The following is an 18649-nucleotide window of genomic DNA, read 5'->3' as shown; positions in this document are numbered from 1 at the left end:
GGACAGTTTTACCCGCCAAATTTCCCGCTACGTGGAAATCCCTTCGGCACAGTGCGGCCCACTGTTGCGCGGTCGGCCAACCATTCGCGCAGTTCTTCACCCACCTTGTTGAAGAGACGCCCGGCCGTGTCGGACCATGACAAGCCCTCGGCGAGCGCGAAACATTTCACATCGACGACGCCGCCATCCTTGTAGCGCTGCAGGCGCACGCCCTTGCCGCGCGACATTTCCGGCACCTGCGCCAGCGGGAAGGCGAGCAGCTTGCGGTTTTCGCCGACGACGGCGACATGGTCGCCCGTGACCGGCACGGCGAGCTTGGCCTCATCCGGCATTGAGACATTCATGATCTGCTTGCCCTTGCGGGTATTCGCGACCATTTCGCTCTCGGGTACGATGAAACCGTTTCCGGCAGTAGAGACGAGCAGCAGCTTGCGCGATGGATCGTGCACGAAGGCGGTCAGAATATCCTGATCGTTTTCCATGTCGACCATGATGCGGATCGGCTCGCCATGGCCGCGACCGCCCGGCAGCTTGTCGGCGCCGAGCGTATAGGCCTTGCCGCCGGTCGTCAGCAGCAGCAGCTTGTCGGTGGTCTGCGCCGGGAAAGCGAGCTTCGGGCCGTCGCCTTCCTTGAAGGTCAGCGCCGATGTATCGGACATGTGCCCCTTCAGCGCCCGGATCCAGCCCTTCTGCGAGATGACGATGGTGACCGGTTCCTTTTCGATCATCGCCTGCTGGATGGCCTCGATATCGGCGTCCGGCGCATCCGCGAACTGCGTGCGGCGGCGGCCGATCTCGGTTGCCTTGGCATATTTCTTTTTGACCTCGCCGATTTCCCAGGCGACGGTCTGCCATTGCTTTTCATCGGAAGCCAGCAGCGCCTCGATCTCGGCTTTTTCGCTGCTGAGTTCGTCGTGTTCCTTACGGATTTCGATTTCCTCGAGCTTGCGCAGATTGCGCAGCCGCATGTTGAGGATCGCTTCGGCCTGATTGTCGGTGAGCGACCACTTGGCCATCATCACCTGTTTCGGCTCATCCTCTTCGCGGATGATGCGGATCACCTCATCGAGATTGAGATAGGCGACGAGCAGGCCGCCCAGAATCTCCAGCCTGCGGTCGATGGCCGCCAGACGATGGCGGGAACGGCGGACCAGCACGTCCTTGCGGTGTGCCAGCCACTCGCTAAGCACCTCGTTCAGCGCCATCACCTTCGGCACCTTGCCAAGCGACAGCACGTTCATGTTGAGCGGCAGGCGGCTTTCGAGGTCGGACAGGCGGAACAGCGATTCCATCAAGAGCGTCGCATCGACGGTACGGCTCTTCGGCACCAGCACGATGCGGACGTCTTCGGCCGATTCATCTCTGACATCCTCGAGAAGCGGCAGCTTGCGGGCGATCAGCAGCTCGGCGATCTTTTCGATCAGGCGCGATTTCTGCACCTGGAACGGAATTTCGGTGATGACGATCTGGTAACCGCCGCGACCGAGATCTTCCGTTTCCCATTTGGCGCGCACGCGGAAACCGCCGCGGCCGGTCTTATAGGCATCGAGGATATTCTCGCGGCTTTCGACGATCACGCCACCGGTCGGCAGGTCGGGGCCGGGAATGAACTCCACCAGCTTTTCCACCGTCGCATCGGGGTGCTTGATGAGATGGAGCGCCGCGTCGCAAAGTTCGTGGGCATTGTGCGGCGGGATCGATGTCGCCATGCCCACCGCAATGCCGGAGGCACCGTTGGCGAGCAGATTGGGGAAAGCGCCGGGCAGAACGACCGGTTCTTCATCTTCCTCGTTATAGGTGGCGCGGAAATCCACCGCATCCTCGCCGATGCCCTCGAGCAGCAGTGCCGCCACCTCGGTCATGCGCGCTTCCGTGTAACGATAGGCGGCGGCGCCATCACCATCGATGTTGCCGAAATTGCCCTGCCCGTCGACGATCGGGTAACGCTGCGAGAAATCCTGCGCGAGACGCACCAGCGCATCATAGACCGACTGGTCGCCATGCGGGTGGAACTTACCGATAACGTCACCGACGATACGGGCGCATTTCTTGAAGGCCGAGTTGGGACGAATGCCCATTTCGCTCATGGCGTGAATGATGCGGCGGTGAACCGGCTTCAGGCCGTCGCGCACATCCGGCAGCGCACGATGCATGATCGTCGACAAGGCGTAAGCGAGGTAGCGCTCTTCAAGCGCCGCCTTCAAATCGACCGGATGAATATTATCGTCTCCGCCGGACGGAGGTACAAGATCTTTTCCCATGGTGCTTGACTAGCGGAAATGCCGATAACCGGCAAGAAATTCAGGGGGTGCAGCTGTGGATGAAAGCAACCTTTTCATGCGATTTTTTGTTAACCGCGTTGCAAATGCCGCAATGCCGCCGTCATGGGAATCGATCTAAATCCTATAGACCTTTGAATAATCGCGAATATAAGTATCACCATTCGAATTCGAACACGGTGCACAGCCGTACGTTGAGGGAAGAAACATCATGAGACTGAAATCCACCCGGCAGGTTCTTTTCGCGAGCGCCGCGCTTCTTACGCTTTCGGCACCGGCTTTCGCGCTGGATGGCGGGGATGTGCTGAAGAAGATCAATGCGGCCTATGCCGCACAGGGTGGCGAGATCGCCGCCGGTTCCGTCGCCGTCAACGGCTCGACGGTGACCCTGAACAGCGTGACCTTCAACGCGGTCGCAGATCCGGCCAAGAAAATCCCGGTTGGCAATGTGACGCTCGAAGGCGTCGAGGAAAATAACGGCGGTTACAAGATCAAGAACGCCCGTTTCGACAATATCGACTACAAGCAGGAAAACGTGGAGATCAAGGCGAGCGACATCTACATGTCCGGTCTCGTCATTCCGGCCGATGCGACCACCGGCACCGTCGATGCGCTGATGTTCTATGACGAAGCCCATAGCGGCCCTGTTTCCGTTGCCATCGACGGCAAGCAGGCTTTCTCGCTTGAGGAAACCAGCGCGACGATGTCCGTCAGCGACGACAAGAACTCGATCGGTTTCGAACTCGATGCATCCGGCTTCAAGGCCGATCTCAGCGAAGTCACCGATCCCGCGACCAAGGACGCCGTCGAAAAGCTGAAGCTGCAGGCGCTTTCCGGCGACATGACCATGAGCGGCAGCTGGGAAGTGGCCTCCGGCACCGTCGATGTCGAGGAATATGCCATCGATCTCGATGATGTCGGACGTCTCAACATGTCGTTCGGTTTCTCGGGCTACACGCTCGACTTCATCAAGTCGATGCAGGAAACGGTGAAGGCGCAGGCCGCCAACCCGAACAAGGAACAGGCGGATCAGGCAGCCAGCCTCGCCATGCTCGGCCTGATGCAGCAGCTTTCCTTCATCAACGCCGAAATCAGCTTCGAGGACGCCAGCATCACCAAGCGCGCCATCGACTATGCGGCAAGCCAGCAGGGCATGACGGGCGATCAGCTTGCCCAGACCATCAAGGGCATGGCCCCGATCATGATGGCCTCGCTCAATGTTCCGGAGTTGCAGAACATGGTGTCTGCGGCCGTCAACGCCTATGTCGACAATCCGAAGAACTTCTCGATCACGGCAGAGCCGGAAAAGCCGGTTCCGTTCCCGATGATCATGGGCGCTGCGATGGGCGCGCCGAACACCCTGCCGAAAATGCTCGGCGTGACGGTGACGGCAAACGAATAAACAAAAAAGCCCCGGTTTTTCCGGGGCTTTTCTTTTGCGCTCAGTGCAGCGGGGCTGCCGCCGCATCCTGCTTGTCATGCAGGGCGAAACGGTCGATCATGTGGGCGCTCGCCTCGTTGACGCCGATCACCTCGACCCGCTTGCCGGCCTTGCGGAATTTCATCACCACCTTGTCCAGCGCGCCGACTGCGGAAATATCCCAAAGATGCGCTTGGGTGACGTCGATCGTCACCGCCTCCACCTCTTCGGCGAAATCGAAGGCGGCGATGAAGCTTTCCGTCGAGGCAAAGAAAATCTGGCCGTCGACAAGGTATATCCGCTCGCGGCCATCGGCTGAAAGCTCCTGGCTGACATGGAAGAGTTTAGACACCTTGCCCGCGAAAAACACGCCGGAGAGAAGGACGCCGGCCAGCACGCCCTTTGCGAGATCATGGGTCGCAAGCACCGTGCAGACCGTCACCAGCATGACGATGCTTGACGATGGCGGGTTGCGGCGGAGATCAAGGATGGAGCGCCACGAGAAGGTGCCGATGGAGACCATGATCATGACAGCCACCAGTGCTGCCATCGGAATGATGCGCACGAGATCATCCAGCACCAGAATGAGGAACAGCAGGAAAGCACCCGCCACGAAGGTGGAGAGCCGTCCCCTTCCCCCGGAACTGACATTGATGACGGACTGGCCGATCATGGCACAACCGCCCATGCCGCCGATGAGGGCGGACGCGATATTGCTCGTCCCCTGCCCGATGCATTCCCGGCTCTTGTTGCTGCCGGTATCCGTCATGTCGTCGACGATCTGGGCCGTCAGCAGCGATTCCAGCAGGCCGACGGCGGCGAGCGCCACGGAATAGGGAAAGATGATCTGCAACGTCTCGAAGGTCAGAGGCACCTGCGGCAGGGCGAATATCGGCAATGTCGAGGGCAATTCGCCGAGATCGCCGACGGTGCGGATATCCATGCCGGAGAAAACCGCCACGCAGGTCATGGCGACGATAGCGACCAACGGCGAGGGAATGACCTTCGTGACCAGCGGGAAGAGATAGATGATCGCAAGGCCGGCCGCGATCATGACGTAGGTTTCAACCGGCACGCCGATCAGTTCGGGCAATTGCGCCATGAAGATCAGGATCGCCAGCGCATTGACGAAACCGGTCATGACCGAGCGCGAGACGAAGCGCATCACCCGGCCGAGTTTCGCAAAGCCCGCCGCGATCTGCAGCACGCCCATGAGCATGGTGGCGGCAAAGAGATATTGCAGCCCGTGTTCCTTGACGAGCGTGACCATCAGGACGGCCGTCGCGGCGGTTGCCGCCGAAATCATGCCGGGACGACCACCGGTGAAGGCGGAAACGCAGGCAATGGCGAAGGAGGCGAAAAGCCCCACTTTCGGATCCACACCGGCAATGACGGAGAAGCCGATCGCTTCGGGAATGAGGGCGAGTGCCACGACGATGCCGGAAAGGAGATCGCCGCGAATATTGGAAAACCACTCACGTCTGTAAGTCTGAAATCTGTTCATCTGATTTTTTTCGCAAAGAATGACGCACCGGCCGGAGCCATGTCCGGTAGATTGAAAAGGAATGTCGGTGCTTTGCGTTGTCTGGCGGATCGGCGGCCAGAAGAGCCACCCGGAATTTCACCGGGTCCGTGGTGAGTGTCCCCACCTATAAACGGCGAAAAAGCGGGCCGCAAGTTGCGCGCCCGCTTTTCGATGACTGCAATGGTGTCTCAGGCCGCTTCCCGCGCGTGATAGTCCGACATCTCCATCTCGCTCAGCCGGAACTGGCAGACCAGTTCCTTGAGACGCGCGGTCTCGCCCGCCAGCATGGCGCTCGCGGCATTGTTTTCCTCCACCATGGCGGCGTTCTGCTGTGTGCCCTGATCCAGATGATTGACGGCGGTGTTGATCTCGGAAAGACCCAGCGACTGTTCGTGCGTGGCGGCAGCGATGGCTTCGATATGGTCGTTGATCGTCTTCACCGAGCCGCCGATGCGCGACAGGGCCGCACCGGTTTCCCGAACGAAGCGCGCGCCCTCCTTCACCTCCGTCCCGGAGGTCCGGATGAGCTGCTTGATTTCCGCAGCGGCCTTCGCGGAGCGCTGCGCCAGCTCCCGCACCTCCTGCGCGACGACGGCAAAACCGCGCCCCGCCTCACCCGCGCGCGCCGCTTCCACGCCGGCGTTGAGTGCAAGAAGGTTGGTCTGGAAGGCGATTTCGTCGATGACGCTGATGATATTGCCGATCTTGCCGGACGATTGCTCGATCTTTTCCATGGCCATGATCGTATCGACCACGAGATCGGCCGTGCGGCTGGCATCCTCATCCGCGGAATGGGCAACCGCACGGGCTTCCACCGCGCGTTCCGCCGAGATGCGGATATTGGCCGTCAGCTCATCGAGGGCCGCGGCTGTTTCCTCCAACGAGGCGGCCTGCTGCTCGGTGCGGCGGGCAAGATCGGCAGCGCTCTGGCTGATTTCCTGGCTGCCGCCATCAATGGCTACGCCCGACTGCACAACACCGAACATGGCGGTATCGAGCTGGCGGATCGTCCGGTTGAGATCGTGGCGCAACGCCTCGAAATCCGGGGCAAAAGGCTCGCTCAATTCGAAGGAAAGATCGCCGGCTGCAAGGCGGTGAAGCGCCGCCGCAAGCCCGGTCGTCGCCTGTATCAGCCTTGCCTGCGCTTCGGCCTCCGCCTCACGCTGGAAGCGGGCCTTTTCCGCCTCGGCCTGCTGCCGGGCCGCGAGCGTCTGGTTCTCCAGTTCGATCTTGGCGATGGCGGCATGCCGGAAGACTTCCAGCGCGTGCGCCATGGCGCCAAATTCATCCTTGCGGCGCAGACCGGGAACGGCGAAGTCGGTCTCGCCTTCGGCAAGGCGACGCATCGCGCCGGTTATTGCCGTCGCGGGTCGCGTTATCGACCGGCCAATGAGATAGACACCGGCAAAAAGGACCAGAACGGTCAGGGCGATGAGGACGACGACGATCGAAACCGTGCTTTCCGCCGCGTTTTTGTTCTCGAGCGCGCTGGCCTGCCGCTCCTGCCGATAGGTCGAGGAAATATCGGCGACGACGGGCAGCAGCGCCTTATAGGCAGTGGCGACCGTTTCGCGTGCCTTCTGCTCCTCCAGCACCGCCTGCGCGTAAAAGCGGAAGGATGCGGTGTAGATTTCCAGGGCATCCATGATGCGCTGGCGCTCCGCTCCCGGCCGGTATTCCAGCTTCACCAGCGCCTTGAAGGTTTCCACCTCGGTGGCGTGTTTCGTCGCATAGGTTTCGTCGCGCCGCAGGATGAAGTCCTTTTCGTGCCGGCGCATCATCAGCATGCTGGCGCGGATTTCGGCATTGGCGACGGCGTCGATGAGTTTCTCGATGGAATGCACACCATTGCGCATGGCGCCTTCAAGACCGTCCGTGGGCGTGAGACCCAGCTCCCGGTTCTTGGCAACCAGCGCCTTCATGCGGTCACCATAGGCAACGACGCCCTGCGCCAGCGCCTCGAGCTTCGCACGCGTCTGCGACGCCGCACCGCTTTCAAGCGAAGCGACGGACTGCTCGACCTTCGCCATCGTCTGGTCGAACTGCGCGACGGAATTCATATCCCTTGATAGCAGGAAGTCCTTCTGGTGCAGGCGGCTTTCATGCAGCGCATCCACCAGCGTCGTCAACACGCCGTCCCTCTGGATCAGCGTATCTTCAGCGACGCGATAACGCGCCTCCATCTGCCTTTGCCACAGCAGCATGCCCGCGATGACGGCGATACCGCACAGCGCGGCCAGCGCCAGCATAGAGACGCGATGCGCTATTTTGAACGTCGAGACCAGCGAAAACATTCAACCCTCGTTTGCGAAATTTAATGGGGCGATGAATGATCGACAAGGCTTAAGAAGTTCTCTACCGGATTTGTCAGTTCGATTAAGTTTTTATGACAATCCACAGGTCAAATCGAAAGAAGCATACGATACCTGCAAGCAACAGGCCCCGTACGACCAAGTTGCCGGCAGTAAAAAGAGCAGATAAGAGACGGGAAAACATCGCTTTCCCGCCTCGCCTCGTGCTTCCCGTCTTTCACGCCGAATGCCAAGCCGGATAAGGAAAATAAGGCGTTGTGGCATCCGGTCCGAACCCCTTCGGAGCGGGCGGAGACTATGCCATATTGCCTGTGGCGTTGCCCGTTCTTGAGGATCCCGTGCCCGACCAGTCGACCTGCCTTGTGGCATACATGGTCGCGGCTATGGCAATGAAGGAAATCACCGCGCCGGCCAGCAGCGCATATTCATCTTCATTCAGAACCAGGTACATGACGCCATAGGCGACCGCCAAAACCGTAAACAGCGCCATACCGCTTTTACGACTATTGGTTGCGCTTCCGAGATAGGATGCGATCAGCGCCGCCGTCGATATCGATGCCGTGGCATAGGCGATCGTAAAGCCCGTATGTTCGGAGAGTGCGAGCAGCAGAACGTAGAATATGACCAGCGCCAGCCCCGTCAGCACATATTGTATCCAGTGCACGACGCTACCGCCCTTGAGTTCGACGATGAAGACGGCGAGGAAGACCAGCGAGATGAAGCCGATCGAATATTTCAGCGTCCGGGCGATGATCTGGTAGAACTTCACGGGTTCGACGAGATTGATCGTCATCAGGCTGCCCGACAGCGGCAGGCGCTTGCCCTCCACCACCCGGTCTATGCCCCTTGCAAGATAGGGAATGGTCCAGCTGGCCTTGAAATCCGTGGCGGTGACGGTCTTCTGCTCGGGCAGGAACAGGCCTTCAAAGCCCGGATGCGGCCAATCGGCGTTTGCCGCAAAGCTCGTCGTCTGACCGGCCGGCGCCACGGCGAAACTGCCGGAACCATTCAGGGAAAAGGCGATGTCGAAGGCGAATCCCGTTTCGATGAGGTTTTTCTCAATCGGCCTGTGCACACCGGCATCGGACCTGATCGCGATCTCCGAACCGCCGCGGTTGGTCATTACCGAAATATCCCGCATGCCGGGATCGAAAGGCAGAACCGGGCCGCCATCGATTTTGACGCCGGCGCTGGACCGGATGCCGGTAATATCCTGAATGCTGAGGACGAGAATGGCGCTGTCCAGCCGCGGCGTGCCGGAGAAGCGCGCAAGGTCCTGCAGGATGCCGGAACCGAAACGGCCTTTCAGCATGAGGTTGCCGTTATAGACCGGCAGGCTGTAGATCGACAGACGCTTCTCCTCGGTCTTGAGGTCAGCCGTGACATCAAGCGTTTCCGGCATGACCAGCACCCATTCCGTCGTTCGGTCCACTATGCTGCGGCCATCCACCTCGCGGCGGCGCTCCATGTCGAAGGGCACGGCAAGATAGGGGCCGTTCACCACCTGGTCGCCACCCCATCCGCTGGCGATCCGCCCCGAAACGTCTTCCGCCCGCGAGGCGCGCTCTTCCGTCAAACCCCAGACGAGCAGGAGCGGCACGAGCAGAACCATCGATATGAAACCGATCATCAGGAACTTGGCGCCGGGCGAACGCAGGCTGACAGCGAAATTGCCGCGCGGCGGGGCTGGAGGAACCTGCCCACCCGCCGGGACGGCATCTTTTTCCGTTTCATGTACCATTCTGAAATCCTTCTAAATATGATCGCGCCGGAACCGAAATCGAAGTTCGGCCGGCGCTGTCCCAAGTTTAAAACCCCAAATAGTCTTGCGTCCCCGAGGTGAACGCGGCGCCTATACTGGGATCGGATTTCGGCTGATTGTGCGCGGAATTCGGTTTAATGCGCGGTAAAATTGTGACTTTGCCGCGTTCGTTGCAAAACAAAAAGGGCCGGCGTCGCCGCCAGCCCTTTGTTTGAAACCCGAATAGATCCCGATCAGTCCTTCTTGGACGGAACCACACGCAGCGCCAGTTCGCGAAGCTGCGTCGGCGTTGCCGGCGACGGCGCGTTCATCAGAAGGTCCTGCGCCTGCTGGTTCATCGGGAACAGGGTAATTTCGCGCAGGTTCTTGGCGCCGACCAGCAGCATGACCACGCGGTCGATACCGAAAGCGCAACCGCCATGCGGAGGCGCGCCGTACTGGAAGGCGCGGTAGAGACCGCCGAAGCGCTCTTCCACGTCCGTCTGGCTGAGTCCTACCTTTTCGAAGGCCTTGACCATCAGCTCGGGCGACTGGTTACGGATCGAGCCGGAGGCGATTTCGAAGCCGTTGCAGACCGCGTCATACTGGAACGCCTTGATGGACAGCGGATCCTGTCCTTCAAGCGCTTCCAGACCACCCTGCGGCATGGAGAAGGGGTTGTGGGCGAAGTCGATCTTCTTTTCTTCTTCATTGTATTCGAAGAAGGGGAAGTCGACGATCCAGCACATTTCGAAACGATCGCGGTCGATCAGGTTCAGTTCGTCGGCGGCGCGGGTGCGCGCCTCACCGGCGAACTTGTAGAACTTGGCGGGATCGCCGGCGACGAAGAAGCAGGCGTCGCCCGCTTCGAGGCCGAGCTGCTGGCGCAGCGCCTCGGTGCGTTCCTCGCCGATGTTCTTGGCGAGCGGACCGGAGCCGCCAACCTTGCCGTCCTCTTCTTTCCAGAAGATGTAACCGAGGCCGGGCTGACCCTGGGACTGCGCCCAGGCGTTCATGCGATCGCAGAAAGCGCGCGAACCACCGGTCTTGGCCGGGATTGCCCAGACCTGAACCTTGGGGTTGGAGGCGATCATGTTGGCGAAGACCTTGAAGCCCGAACCGTCGAAGTGTTCGGTCACGGCTTCCATGACGATCGGGTTGCGCAGGTCGGGCTTGTCGGAGCCGTATTTGCGGATTGCCTCGTCATAGGGAATGCGCGGCCATTCTTTGGTGACAGGCTTGCCTTCGGCGAACTTCTCGAACACGGCCGTCATCATCGGCTCCATCGTGGTCCAGACATCTTCCTGGGTCACGAAGCTCATTTCGACGTCGAGCTGGTAGAATTCGCCCGGCAGGCGGTCGGCGCGCGGGTCTTCATCGCGGAAGCACGGCGCGATCTGGAAATAACGGTCGAAACCGGCCACCATCAGAAGCTGCTTATACTGCTGCGGTGCCTGCGGCAGCGCGAAGAACTTGCCTTCATGGATGCGCGAGGGCACGAGGAAGTCGCGCGCGCCTTCCGGCGAAGAGGCCGTCAGGATCGGCGTGGTATATTCAGCAAAACCGGCATCGGCCATGCCGGTGCGCATGGCGGAGATGATCTGCGTGCGGCGAACGATGTTCTTGTGCAGCGTTTCGCGACGCAGGTCGAGGAAGCGGTACTTCAGGCGAACGTCTTCAGGGTACTCAGGCTCGCCGAAGACCGGCAGCGGCAGTTCCTTGGCAACGCCGAGAACCTCGATTTCCTGCGCATAAAGCTCGATCTCGCCGGTCGCCATGCCCTTGTTGACGGTGTCTTCCGAGCGCGCCTTGACGAGGCCGTCGATGCGGATGACCCATTCGCCGCGCACGGTCTCGGCAACCTTGAAGGCCGGGCTATCGGGATCGGCCACCACCTGGGTGATGCCGTAATGGTCGCGAAGGTCGATGAAGAGAACGCCGCCATGATCTCGCACGCGATGAACCCAACCGGAAAGGCGAACGGTTTCGCCGACGTCGGACTTGCGGAGAGCGGCACAGGTGTGGCTGCGGTAACGATGCATTTTTTTATCCTGGAACGTGTCGTGGGCCTGATGGAGGCCAGATGGGCGGCACTGTCGAAATTTGCCGGAAAAGCGCATGGCCAGCCTGATTTGTCAAGGCAAAGCGCAAGATTGTCGCCTTCCGCCTGTCCTTTCCCCCGCCTTGGCTTTAGATAGTGCTTATTCAGCCCGCCAAACCGAGTCGGCCCGCAATGAGCCAGATCAGACCTCTTATCCCGCTTCTCGTCACCGCCGGTATCCTGATCGGCGGCAACGGCCTGCAGGGAACCTATATTGCGCTGCGCGGCCTCTCCGAGGGATTTTCGGCCAGCACCATCGGCCTCATCAGCGCCGCCTACAGCATCGGATTTGCGCTCGGCTGCATTTCGGTGACGCAACTGATGCGCCGGATCGGCCATATCAGAACTTTCGCCACCATGGCGGCGGTCGCTTCCGCGGCGTCGATCGCCATGCCACTCGTCATCCATCCCGTATTCTGGATGCTGATGCGTTTCGTCATCGGTATTGCGGTCGCCTGTCTTTTCGCCGTGATCGAAAGCTGGATCAATGCGCAGGTCACGAATTCCAACCGGGCGCGCACGCTCTCCATCTATCGTTTCGTCGATCTCGGCTCCGTGACGCTTGCGCAATATATCATTCCCATCGCCGGCATTGGCGGGCCGGTGGTGTTTTCGCTGATTGCCATGGCGCTGACACTTTCGCTGGTGCCGATCTCGCTTGCAGACAAATCCAACCCCGCACCGCCGAAACAGATCCCCTTCAATCTTTTCGCGGTCTGGCGCATTTCGCCGCTTGCCGTTGTCGGCTGCGTGGCCGTCGGGCTCAGCATGGCGGCGTTTCGCAATATGGGGCCGATCTATGCCGAACAGATCGGCATGTCCGTCACCGCCATCGCGACCTTCATGAGTGCGGGCATCATCGGCGGCGTGGTGCTGCAATATCCGCTCGGCGTCTATTCCGACCGCTATGACCGCCGCATCATCATTCTCGCCACCACCGCCGGCTCGGTCGTTGTCGGCCTGTTCCTCGCCTTCTTCGCCGGCACCGACGAGTGGAGCAACATCATCGGTGTCTTCATTTTCGGTGCATTCGCGCTACCGCTCTATTCGCTGAGTTCCGCGCACGGCAACGATCACGCCAGGGAAGGCGAACATGCGATGATGTCGGCCGGGCTCCTGTTTTTCTGGTCGGTGGGCGCGACGGTCGGACCGCTTCTCGCTTCGCTGCTGATCGACCAGTTTGGCCCCAAGGCGCTGTTCAGCTATACGGCCGCGATCCAGATCGTTTTCATCGCCTATACCATCTACCGGCTGCAGGTGCGCGAAGGTGTGCCCGTGGAGGAGCGGAACTGGCGGTTCAGTTCGCTTTTGCGCACCTCAGCCTATTTCCAGAAGCTCGCTTCGCCTCCACCACCCAAAAAGGATGGGCCAGAGCCCGATCCGCCCGAGAAAAACGACCCTTGAGCCTTCAAAAGCGGGCTTTGTATTGACATGCGCCCGGCAAAGGGAAAGTAAGACGGATAATTTTCACGATTGGCCATTTGCAATGATTGAAACGACTGCCGCCCTCGCCGAAGCCTGCACGGAACTGGCGAAATCGGAATTCATCACCATCGACACCGAATTTCTGCGGGAAACGACCTTCTGGCCGGAGCTGTGCCTCGTACAGATGGCGAGCCCGACGCTGGAAGTGCTGGTCGATCCGCTCGCCAAGGGTCTCGACCTTACGCCGCTGTTCGAACTGATGGCCAATCCAAATGTCGTGAAGGTCTTCCACGCCGCGCGGCAGGATATTGAGATCATCTACCATCTCGGCGGGCTCATTCCGCATCCGATCTTCGACACGCAGGTCGCCGCCATGGTCTGCGGTTTCGGCGATTCGATCTCCTACGACCAGCTGGTGCAGAAGATCAAGAACGTGCAGATCGACAAGTCCTCGCGTTTCACCGACTGGAGCCGCCGCCCGCTGACCGAAAAGCAGCTGGATTACGCGCTGGCCGACGTGACCCATCTGCGCGATGTCTATCTCTCGCTGAAGGCACAGCTGGAGCGCGAAGGCCGCTCGCTGTGGCTGACCGAAGAGATGGATGTTCTGGAATCACGCGACACCTATGACATGCATCCCGACGATGCCTGGCTCAGGCTGAAATCGCGCCTGCGCAAGCCGACGGAACTCGCCATCCTCAAATTCATCGCCGCCTGGCGCGAGCGTGAGGCGCGGTCGCGCAACGTGCCGCGCTCGCGGGTCCTCAAGGATGATGCGATCTTTGAAATCGCCCAGCAGCAGCCGAAGGACGCCGAGGCGCTGTCGCGGCTGCGCACCATTCCCAAGGGCTGGGAGCGTTCCGCCTCCGGCACCGCCATCATCGAAACCGTGAATGCGGCGCTGGCGCTGCCGAAAGAAGAAATGCCGAAGGCACCGCGTCATAGCCACGCGCCGGAAGGTTCCGGCGCTGCCGTGGAGCTTTTGAAGGTTCTCCTTAAGCTGACGGCCGACAAGCACGGCGTCGCCGCCAAGGTCATCGCCAATAGCGACGATCTGGACAAGATCGCCGCCGAGGGCGAGAAGGCAACCGTTGCGGCACTCACCGGCTGGCGGCGGGAACTCTTCGGCGATGTGGCCCTGAAACTCATCAATGGCGAAGTCGCCCTGCGTTTTGCCGGCAAGAAGGTCGAGGCGGTGGAAGTTGAGGTTGCGGCGAGCGAGTCGTAACCGCCCGCCTTTCTCACCCCAATTTCGCCCGCATCGCGTCCCATCTCTCTGTCGATGGTCGCGCTTTGAGGGTCTTGCCATGAAACCTGCCCGCACGCTGCTGCTCGCCACGCTTGTCGCGGCGGCAGGCATTCTCCCGTCGCTTCCCACCCGGGCTGGCGAGGACAAGGTCGACCTCCAGGGTGAATGGACGACAGACTGCCTGAAGATCGGCAAGAATGACCGGCATGGCATTGTCACGCGCATCACCATTCGCGACAATCGCATGCATGCGGTGTCGCAGGTCTATGCCCGCAGCGGCTGCCAGCAGCCCACGGTGCAGGTGCGTTACGAAGGCACGCTGGATGGCGGGCTGAAAGACCAGGATGGCCTGCTCTTTGCCCACACAGTCACCGCGATCACCATGACAGCGAATGACGGCGACGTCGTCGACCATTATAATCGCGACCCGAAAGGCATGGGCTGCGGCTTGAGCGGCTGGAAGGAGAACATTCCCTTCGACGTTGACGGCCGCACCTGCGCCGCCATCACCTTCGCCCGCAAGGGAGAAACCCTGTTCGACCGGGCATGGATCGACGGCAACCGGCTGCGTTTTGCCGCCTTCCCCGTCAAATGGTCGAACCGCTCGCAGGACGACCGGCCGCAATCCCCGCTTGAAACCGTCTATTACAGAACATCCTATTAGGCGTAGAGCGGCGGCAACGCCGATTTTGCGGCAACAGCGCAACAGCCTTACCAATCCTTCATGCAACCTTACCGATTGCTCACTTTTTGCGGCGCTTTTTCCACACTAATGTCGCATATGACCTGAACAGAAGCTTCGCCCGAAGGGAGCGGCCTGCCTTTCTTTCCCGAGACCAAAGCCTCCCCTTCCCGAGATCAAGAACCGATATGAGAAAATTGCTGCCCATTCTGGATTACGTGGTGCTCTTCGTTGCCGTGGCCGGCAGCGGCGTGGCCTACGCTTTTCTGGAATATGGTGGCGGCGCACTCATCGGGGCGACCTATGCGCTGTTTGCCTGCGCGCCCATCCTCGCATTCGAGCGCGGTTATATCATGCCGGGCCTGTCGCGGCAGGTGAGCGCCTTGCCGACACCGGCCTATATCGCCGTCGGCCTCATCATCTACGCCATCCTCGTCTTTTGCGGCTTCGGGCTCGGCGGCACGATCCTGTGGCTGAGCGGGATCTTTCCCGGCACCTGGAAACGGGCGGTGCATGCGGAAGTGCAGACGCTGATCTTCACCCTCATCGTCTGCGGCATCATCGTCTTCATCATGCGGGTGCGTGAGCTTCTCGGCCGCGATATCTTCATCGATCTCATTCTTGGCCGTTATCGCCGCCCGGTCAGCGAAGACCGCGTCTTCATCTTCATCGATCTCGTCGGTTCCACCTCTTTCGCCGAAACCCATGGCGACCTGAAGGCCCAGGAATTTCTCGGCGAAATCTTTGCAAGCTATGCGGCGCCGGTCAGAAAACACGGCGGCGTCATCGACGACTATATTGGCGATGCCGCCATCATCACCTGGCCCTATCACATGGCGATCCGGCGGGCGGCCTGTGTGCGCTGCGTTTTCGATATTCAGGCGACCATTGAAAACACCCGCGACATGTGGCTCTCCCGCTTCGGCGAGGTGCCGCGCCTGCGCTTCGCCATCCATGGCGGGCCGGTCATCACGGCGGAAATCGGCGTCGACCATCACAAGATCACCTATTTCGGCGACACGGTGAACACGACTTCGCGGCTCGAATCGCTGAGCAAGATGCTCGGCCATCCCGTGCTGATTTCCGCCGATCTCGCCCATCAGCTGGTGCTTCCCAAGGGCGTGCGCAGCGAATATCTCGGCGAACATGCGGTGAAGGGCCGTGGCCAGACGCTCGGTGTCTGCACGCTCAGCCAATATCAGGCGCCCGCCGCATAAGCGCCATCGGCGGCAAAAAAGCCATGCGGCCCGTCTGCCGATGATGGCCGTCATCAAAATTCATCAAAGCTTCAAACGGCAATCACCTGCCTGTCATGCGACGACCCTATCGCGTCAATCCTGTCTTCAACAGGTATCGAGGGGTCTCCATCATGAAGCACATTCTTTTCGCGCCTTTCGCGGTTCTCGCGCTTGCCACCACCTCTTATGCGGCTGAGAAGGAGTTTCCGGCAAAGCTGGTCTCCCACGCCATTCTGCCGGCCAACACCATGATCGCGGCACCGGCCGATGCGCCTGAACATCTCAAGACCTCCGCCAAGTTCACGACCGCCGACCGCAAGCGCGCCGAAGGTCTCGGCACCGTGCCGGGCAAGGATGGCGTGCGCCTGACCGGCCTTTCCATGCCGTTCAACGGCCAGCCGATGCAGGGCTTTTCCGGCATCAAGACCATGCCCGACGGCAGCTTCTGGAGCCTTTCCGACAACGGTTTCGGTTCCAAGCTCAATTCCAGCGACGCCATGCTGATGCTTCACCATCTGAAACTCGATTGGGATGCCGGCAAGGTCAACGCGCTTGAAACCGTGTTCCTCTCCGACCCCGACATGAAGGCGCCCTTCCCCATCGTTCTCGAAGGCACCGAAAAGCGTTACCTGACGGGTGCGGATTTCGACGTCGAATCCATTCAGCCGGTCGCTGACGGTTTCTGGGTGGGTGAGGAATTCGGCCCCTACATCCTGAAATTCACCCGCGACGGCAAGCTGACCGACGTGATTTCCACCAAGGCTGGCGACATCGAGGTCAAGTCTCCCGATCATCCGGCTCTCGCCCTGCCCGGCAACCCGACGCAGAAAATGCCTGCCTTCAATCTCAAGCGTTCCGGCGGTTATGAAGGCATGGCCCTCTCCAAGGATGGCTCGAAGCTTTACGGTCTGCTGGAAGGCCCGCTCTACATGGCCGACGGCCAGGTGGAAAAAACCGAAGACGGCGCCACCGCGCTGCGCATCATCGAACTCGACACCGCCAAGAAGGCATGGACCGGCCGCAGCTGGCTTTATCCGCTGGCGGAAGGCGGCGAGGCGATCGGCGACTTCAACATGCTGGACGAGGCCACCGCCCTCGTCATCGAGCGCGACAATGGCGCCGGCACGGCCGACAAGGCCTGCGCCGACCCCAAGGCTCCGGCTGCGGACTGCTTCGCCCGCCCTGCCAAGCTGAAGCGCATCTACAAGATCGAACTCAACGACGCCAATGTCGGCAAGGCCGCGCGCAAGATCGGCTATATCGACCTGATGAAGGTTTCCGATCCTGACAATAAGAAGCGTCAGGGTGGCGGCAACGGTTATTACGACATGCCTTTCGTTACCATCGAGAATGTCGACCGCGTCGATGCCACGCATATCATCGTCGGCAATGACAACAACCTGCCCTTCTCGGCCGGCCGTGCGCTGGACAAGGCTGACGACAACGAATTCGTGCTGCTGGAAGTCAAGGACCTGCTCGACGCGAAATAAGACCAGGGCTGCTGTCACTTACTTTGGCAGCCGCCAATGATCCGGACGGAGCGCCCGGCAGACACAACGTCTGCAGGGCGCTCCGTTCCGATTCTCCGGAGCTAGAGCAATTCCGGTGAACACCGGTTCACCTCCATTACTCTAACTCTTTGTTTTTACGTATTTCCGGACTCAAAACCGAGTACACTTTTGCTGGAAATGCTTTAACCGAAACATGCTTGCGGAAAAGAAGACGTTTCATGCAGGACCATGCAGAGAGACTTTATTACGCCCTGAAGAAAAGCTGGTCGGGCGAGACGAGCGGCCTCTGGTCGCGCGAAAACCCCGCCAAGGGCCAAGGCAGCGTCACCGCGCTGGTGGTGCAGGATATTTTTGGCGGTGAGCTTGCCAAAACGGCGGTCAGCGGTGCCGACCATTTTTATAACATCGTCGAAGGCACCCGTTGGGATTTCACCTTTAGCCAATTCGATATTCCGGTCGGCTATCAGGACAGGCTTGCCAGCCGCACGGAAGCCATGGCGACGATAACACCGTTGCAATATGCCTATCTCAGCGCGTGTATCCGCAAGGCGCTGGGGCACGGCTGAGCCGTTTGCGCGAGGACTGCCAGTCTGTTGCCGTTTCGCCCGGCGAAACCCAGCATGCGTTCAGCTATTGTGTTTCGTTTCGCCACCACGATTTCAGTCTTTCCCGCAAAGCCGACACAATCCATACGATACTATCGGTCAGCGAAATGGGCGCACCGACAGGAGAGATTTCGATGAATGAGAGTTGCCCGGTCCTGACACCGGCGGAGCGGCAAATTCAGGATCTATTGCACCGCAAAGAAGCCGCGATGATGGCCACCATTCACGCGGCGCTCGAGCGCACCAGCAAGGAGGTCGCCGAGGCATTCCAGGCCGCCGATTCAGACATGCAGCCGCCGCCTCATGACTATTTTGCCGCTGTCGCACACCAGCAACTCTTCCTGATGTTATGCGGGGCGAACCCGGAGACCTTCGAGGGGGGAGACCCCGAAATCGCCGGCCACATCATTCGAAACGCTCAGAACATATCCGACCACTACTTTAAGAAAAAACCTGCCGCTGCGGATGTCCCGGGCGAGTGACACATCCTGCGGGAAGACAAGATTCGGTTCACGCGGCATCGCGCGAGGCCTGCATTTGGAAGGAATGCCCGGCCTGACC

Annotated in this window: 13 protein-coding genes and 1 other annotated feature; of the genes, 8 read left to right on the top strand and 5 right to left on the bottom strand. The window is 60.2% G+C overall.

Features of this window, described 5'->3' with window-relative positions; translation table 11 throughout:
* Positions 1–8: 8 nt before the first annotated feature.
* On the bottom strand, positions 9–2261 hold the full coding sequence (gene parC, locus ACIQUH_RS01515; protein WP_400812058.1) for a DNA topoisomerase IV subunit A: 2253 nt from the start codon (positions 2259–2261) through the stop codon (positions 9–11).
* Positions 2262–2490: 229 nt separating this feature from the next.
* Between parC and ACIQUH_RS01510 the strand changes: the two genes are divergently transcribed.
* On the top strand, positions 2491–3681 hold the full coding sequence (locus ACIQUH_RS01510) for a hypothetical protein (protein ID WP_400812057.1): 1191 nt from the start codon (positions 2491–2493) through the stop codon (positions 3679–3681).
* Positions 3682–3721: 40 nt separating this feature from the next.
* Here ACIQUH_RS01510 and ACIQUH_RS01505 read toward each other — a convergent pair whose 3' ends face one another.
* The 4 genes from ACIQUH_RS01505 to aspS form a co-directional block, all read right to left on the bottom strand.
* Complete coding sequence (locus ACIQUH_RS01505) at positions 3722–5203, bottom strand: SulP family inorganic anion transporter (protein WP_400812055.1); 1482 nt, start codon at positions 5201–5203, stop codon at positions 3722–3724.
* A 75-nt stretch (positions 5204–5278) separates the two neighbouring features.
* Positions 5279–5334 (bottom strand) — a sequence feature (sul1 is cis-regulatory element that is thought to sense ions involved in sulfur or methionine metabolism; They are found in Alphaproteobacteria).
* 78 nt (positions 5335–5412) lie between these two features.
* Positions 5413–7518, bottom strand: coding sequence for a methyl-accepting chemotaxis protein (locus ACIQUH_RS01500; protein WP_400812053.1), 2106 nt, complete (start codon positions 7516–7518; stop codon positions 5413–5415).
* 313 nt (positions 7519–7831) lie between these two features.
* Positions 7832–9277, bottom strand: coding sequence for a cell envelope integrity protein CreD (creD, locus tag ACIQUH_RS01495; protein WP_400812051.1), 1446 nt, complete (start codon positions 9275–9277; stop codon positions 7832–7834).
* A gap of 254 nt (positions 9278–9531) precedes the next feature.
* Positions 9532–11319, bottom strand: a complete 1788-nt coding sequence (gene aspS / locus ACIQUH_RS01490; protein WP_400812049.1) for an aspartate--tRNA ligase — start codon at positions 11317–11319, stop codon at positions 9532–9534.
* Positions 11320–11510: 191 nt separating this feature from the next.
* Here aspS and ACIQUH_RS01485 point away from each other — a divergent pair, with 191 nt between their 5' ends.
* The 7 genes from ACIQUH_RS01485 to ACIQUH_RS01455 all read left to right on the top strand — a co-directional run bounded on the left by ACIQUH_RS01485 (position 11511) and on the right by ACIQUH_RS01455 (position 18570).
* Entirely contained in the window at positions 11511–12782 is a 1272-nt protein-coding gene (locus ACIQUH_RS01485; RefSeq protein WP_400812047.1) for an MFS transporter, read from the top strand.
* A gap of 82 nt (positions 12783–12864) precedes the next feature.
* Positions 12865–14031 carry a ribonuclease D gene (gene rnd / locus ACIQUH_RS01480; protein ID WP_400812046.1) on the top strand — a complete coding sequence of 389 codons (1167 nt, stop codon included), beginning with the start codon at positions 12865–12867 and terminating at the stop codon, positions 14029–14031.
* Positions 14032–14110: 79 nt separating this feature from the next.
* Complete coding sequence (locus tag ACIQUH_RS01475) at positions 14111–14716, top strand: hypothetical protein (RefSeq protein WP_400812044.1); 606 nt, start codon at positions 14111–14113, stop codon at positions 14714–14716.
* A gap of 206 nt (positions 14717–14922) precedes the next feature.
* A complete protein-coding gene (locus ACIQUH_RS01470; RefSeq protein ID WP_400812042.1) occupies positions 14923–15951 on the top strand; it encodes an adenylate/guanylate cyclase domain-containing protein in 1029 nt (342 codons plus the stop codon).
* A gap of 152 nt (positions 15952–16103) precedes the next feature.
* A complete protein-coding gene (locus ACIQUH_RS01465) occupies positions 16104–17462 on the top strand; it encodes an esterase-like activity of phytase family protein (protein WP_400812040.1) in 1359 nt (452 codons plus the stop codon).
* 239 nt (positions 17463–17701) lie between these two features.
* Positions 17702–18049 carry a hypothetical protein gene (locus ACIQUH_RS01460; RefSeq protein WP_065654053.1) on the top strand — a complete coding sequence of 116 codons (348 nt, stop codon included), beginning with the start codon at positions 17702–17704 and terminating at the stop codon, positions 18047–18049.
* A 173-nt stretch (positions 18050–18222) separates the two neighbouring features.
* A complete protein-coding gene (locus tag ACIQUH_RS01455) occupies positions 18223–18570 on the top strand; it encodes a hypothetical protein (RefSeq protein ID WP_400812490.1) in 348 nt (115 codons plus the stop codon).
* The last annotated feature ends 79 nt before the right edge of the window (positions 18571–18649 follow it).

Origin of the sequence: Agrobacterium sp. NPDC090283, assembly GCF_044769685.1 — a bacterium.
Lineage (GTDB): Bacteria > Pseudomonadota > Alphaproteobacteria > Rhizobiales > Rhizobiaceae > Agrobacterium.
Note: the sequence above shows the minus strand (reverse complement) of the source record. Positions and strands in the feature narration are given on the sequence as shown.

Bases quoted from the DNA above. Each gene is read 5' to 3' on its own strand.
- parC (WP_400812058.1), bottom strand. From the start codon at position 2,261: ATGGGAAAAGATCTTGTACCTCCGTCCGGCGGAGACGATAATATTCAT.
- ACIQUH_RS01510 (WP_400812057.1), top strand. From the start codon at position 2,491: ATGAGACTGAAATCCACCCGGCAGGTTCTTTTCGCGAGCGCCGCGCTT.
- ACIQUH_RS01505 (WP_400812055.1), bottom strand. From the start codon at position 5,203: ATGAACAGATTTCAGACTTACAGACGTGAGTGGTTTTCCAATATTCGC.
- ACIQUH_RS01500 (WP_400812053.1), bottom strand. From the start codon at position 7,518: ATGTTTTCGCTGGTCTCGACGTTCAAAATAGCGCATCGCGTCTCTATG.
- creD (WP_400812051.1), bottom strand. From the start codon at position 9,277: ATGGTACATGAAACGGAAAAAGATGCCGTCCCGGCGGGTGGGCAGGTT.
- aspS (WP_400812049.1), bottom strand. From the start codon at position 11,319: ATGCATCGTTACCGCAGCCACACCTGTGCCGCTCTCCGCAAGTCCGAC.
- ACIQUH_RS01485 (WP_400812047.1), top strand. From the start codon at position 11,511: ATGAGCCAGATCAGACCTCTTATCCCGCTTCTCGTCACCGCCGGTATC.
- rnd (WP_400812046.1), top strand. From the start codon at position 12,865: ATGATTGAAACGACTGCCGCCCTCGCCGAAGCCTGCACGGAACTGGCG.
- ACIQUH_RS01475 (WP_400812044.1), top strand. From the start codon at position 14,111: ATGAAACCTGCCCGCACGCTGCTGCTCGCCACGCTTGTCGCGGCGGCA.
- ACIQUH_RS01470 (WP_400812042.1), top strand. From the start codon at position 14,923: ATGAGAAAATTGCTGCCCATTCTGGATTACGTGGTGCTCTTCGTTGCC.
- ACIQUH_RS01465 (WP_400812040.1), top strand. From the start codon at position 16,104: ATGAAGCACATTCTTTTCGCGCCTTTCGCGGTTCTCGCGCTTGCCACC.
- ACIQUH_RS01460 (WP_065654053.1), top strand. From the start codon at position 17,702: ATGCAGGACCATGCAGAGAGACTTTATTACGCCCTGAAGAAAAGCTGG.
- ACIQUH_RS01455 (WP_400812490.1), top strand. From the start codon at position 18,223: ATGAATGAGAGTTGCCCGGTCCTGACACCGGCGGAGCGGCAAATTCAG.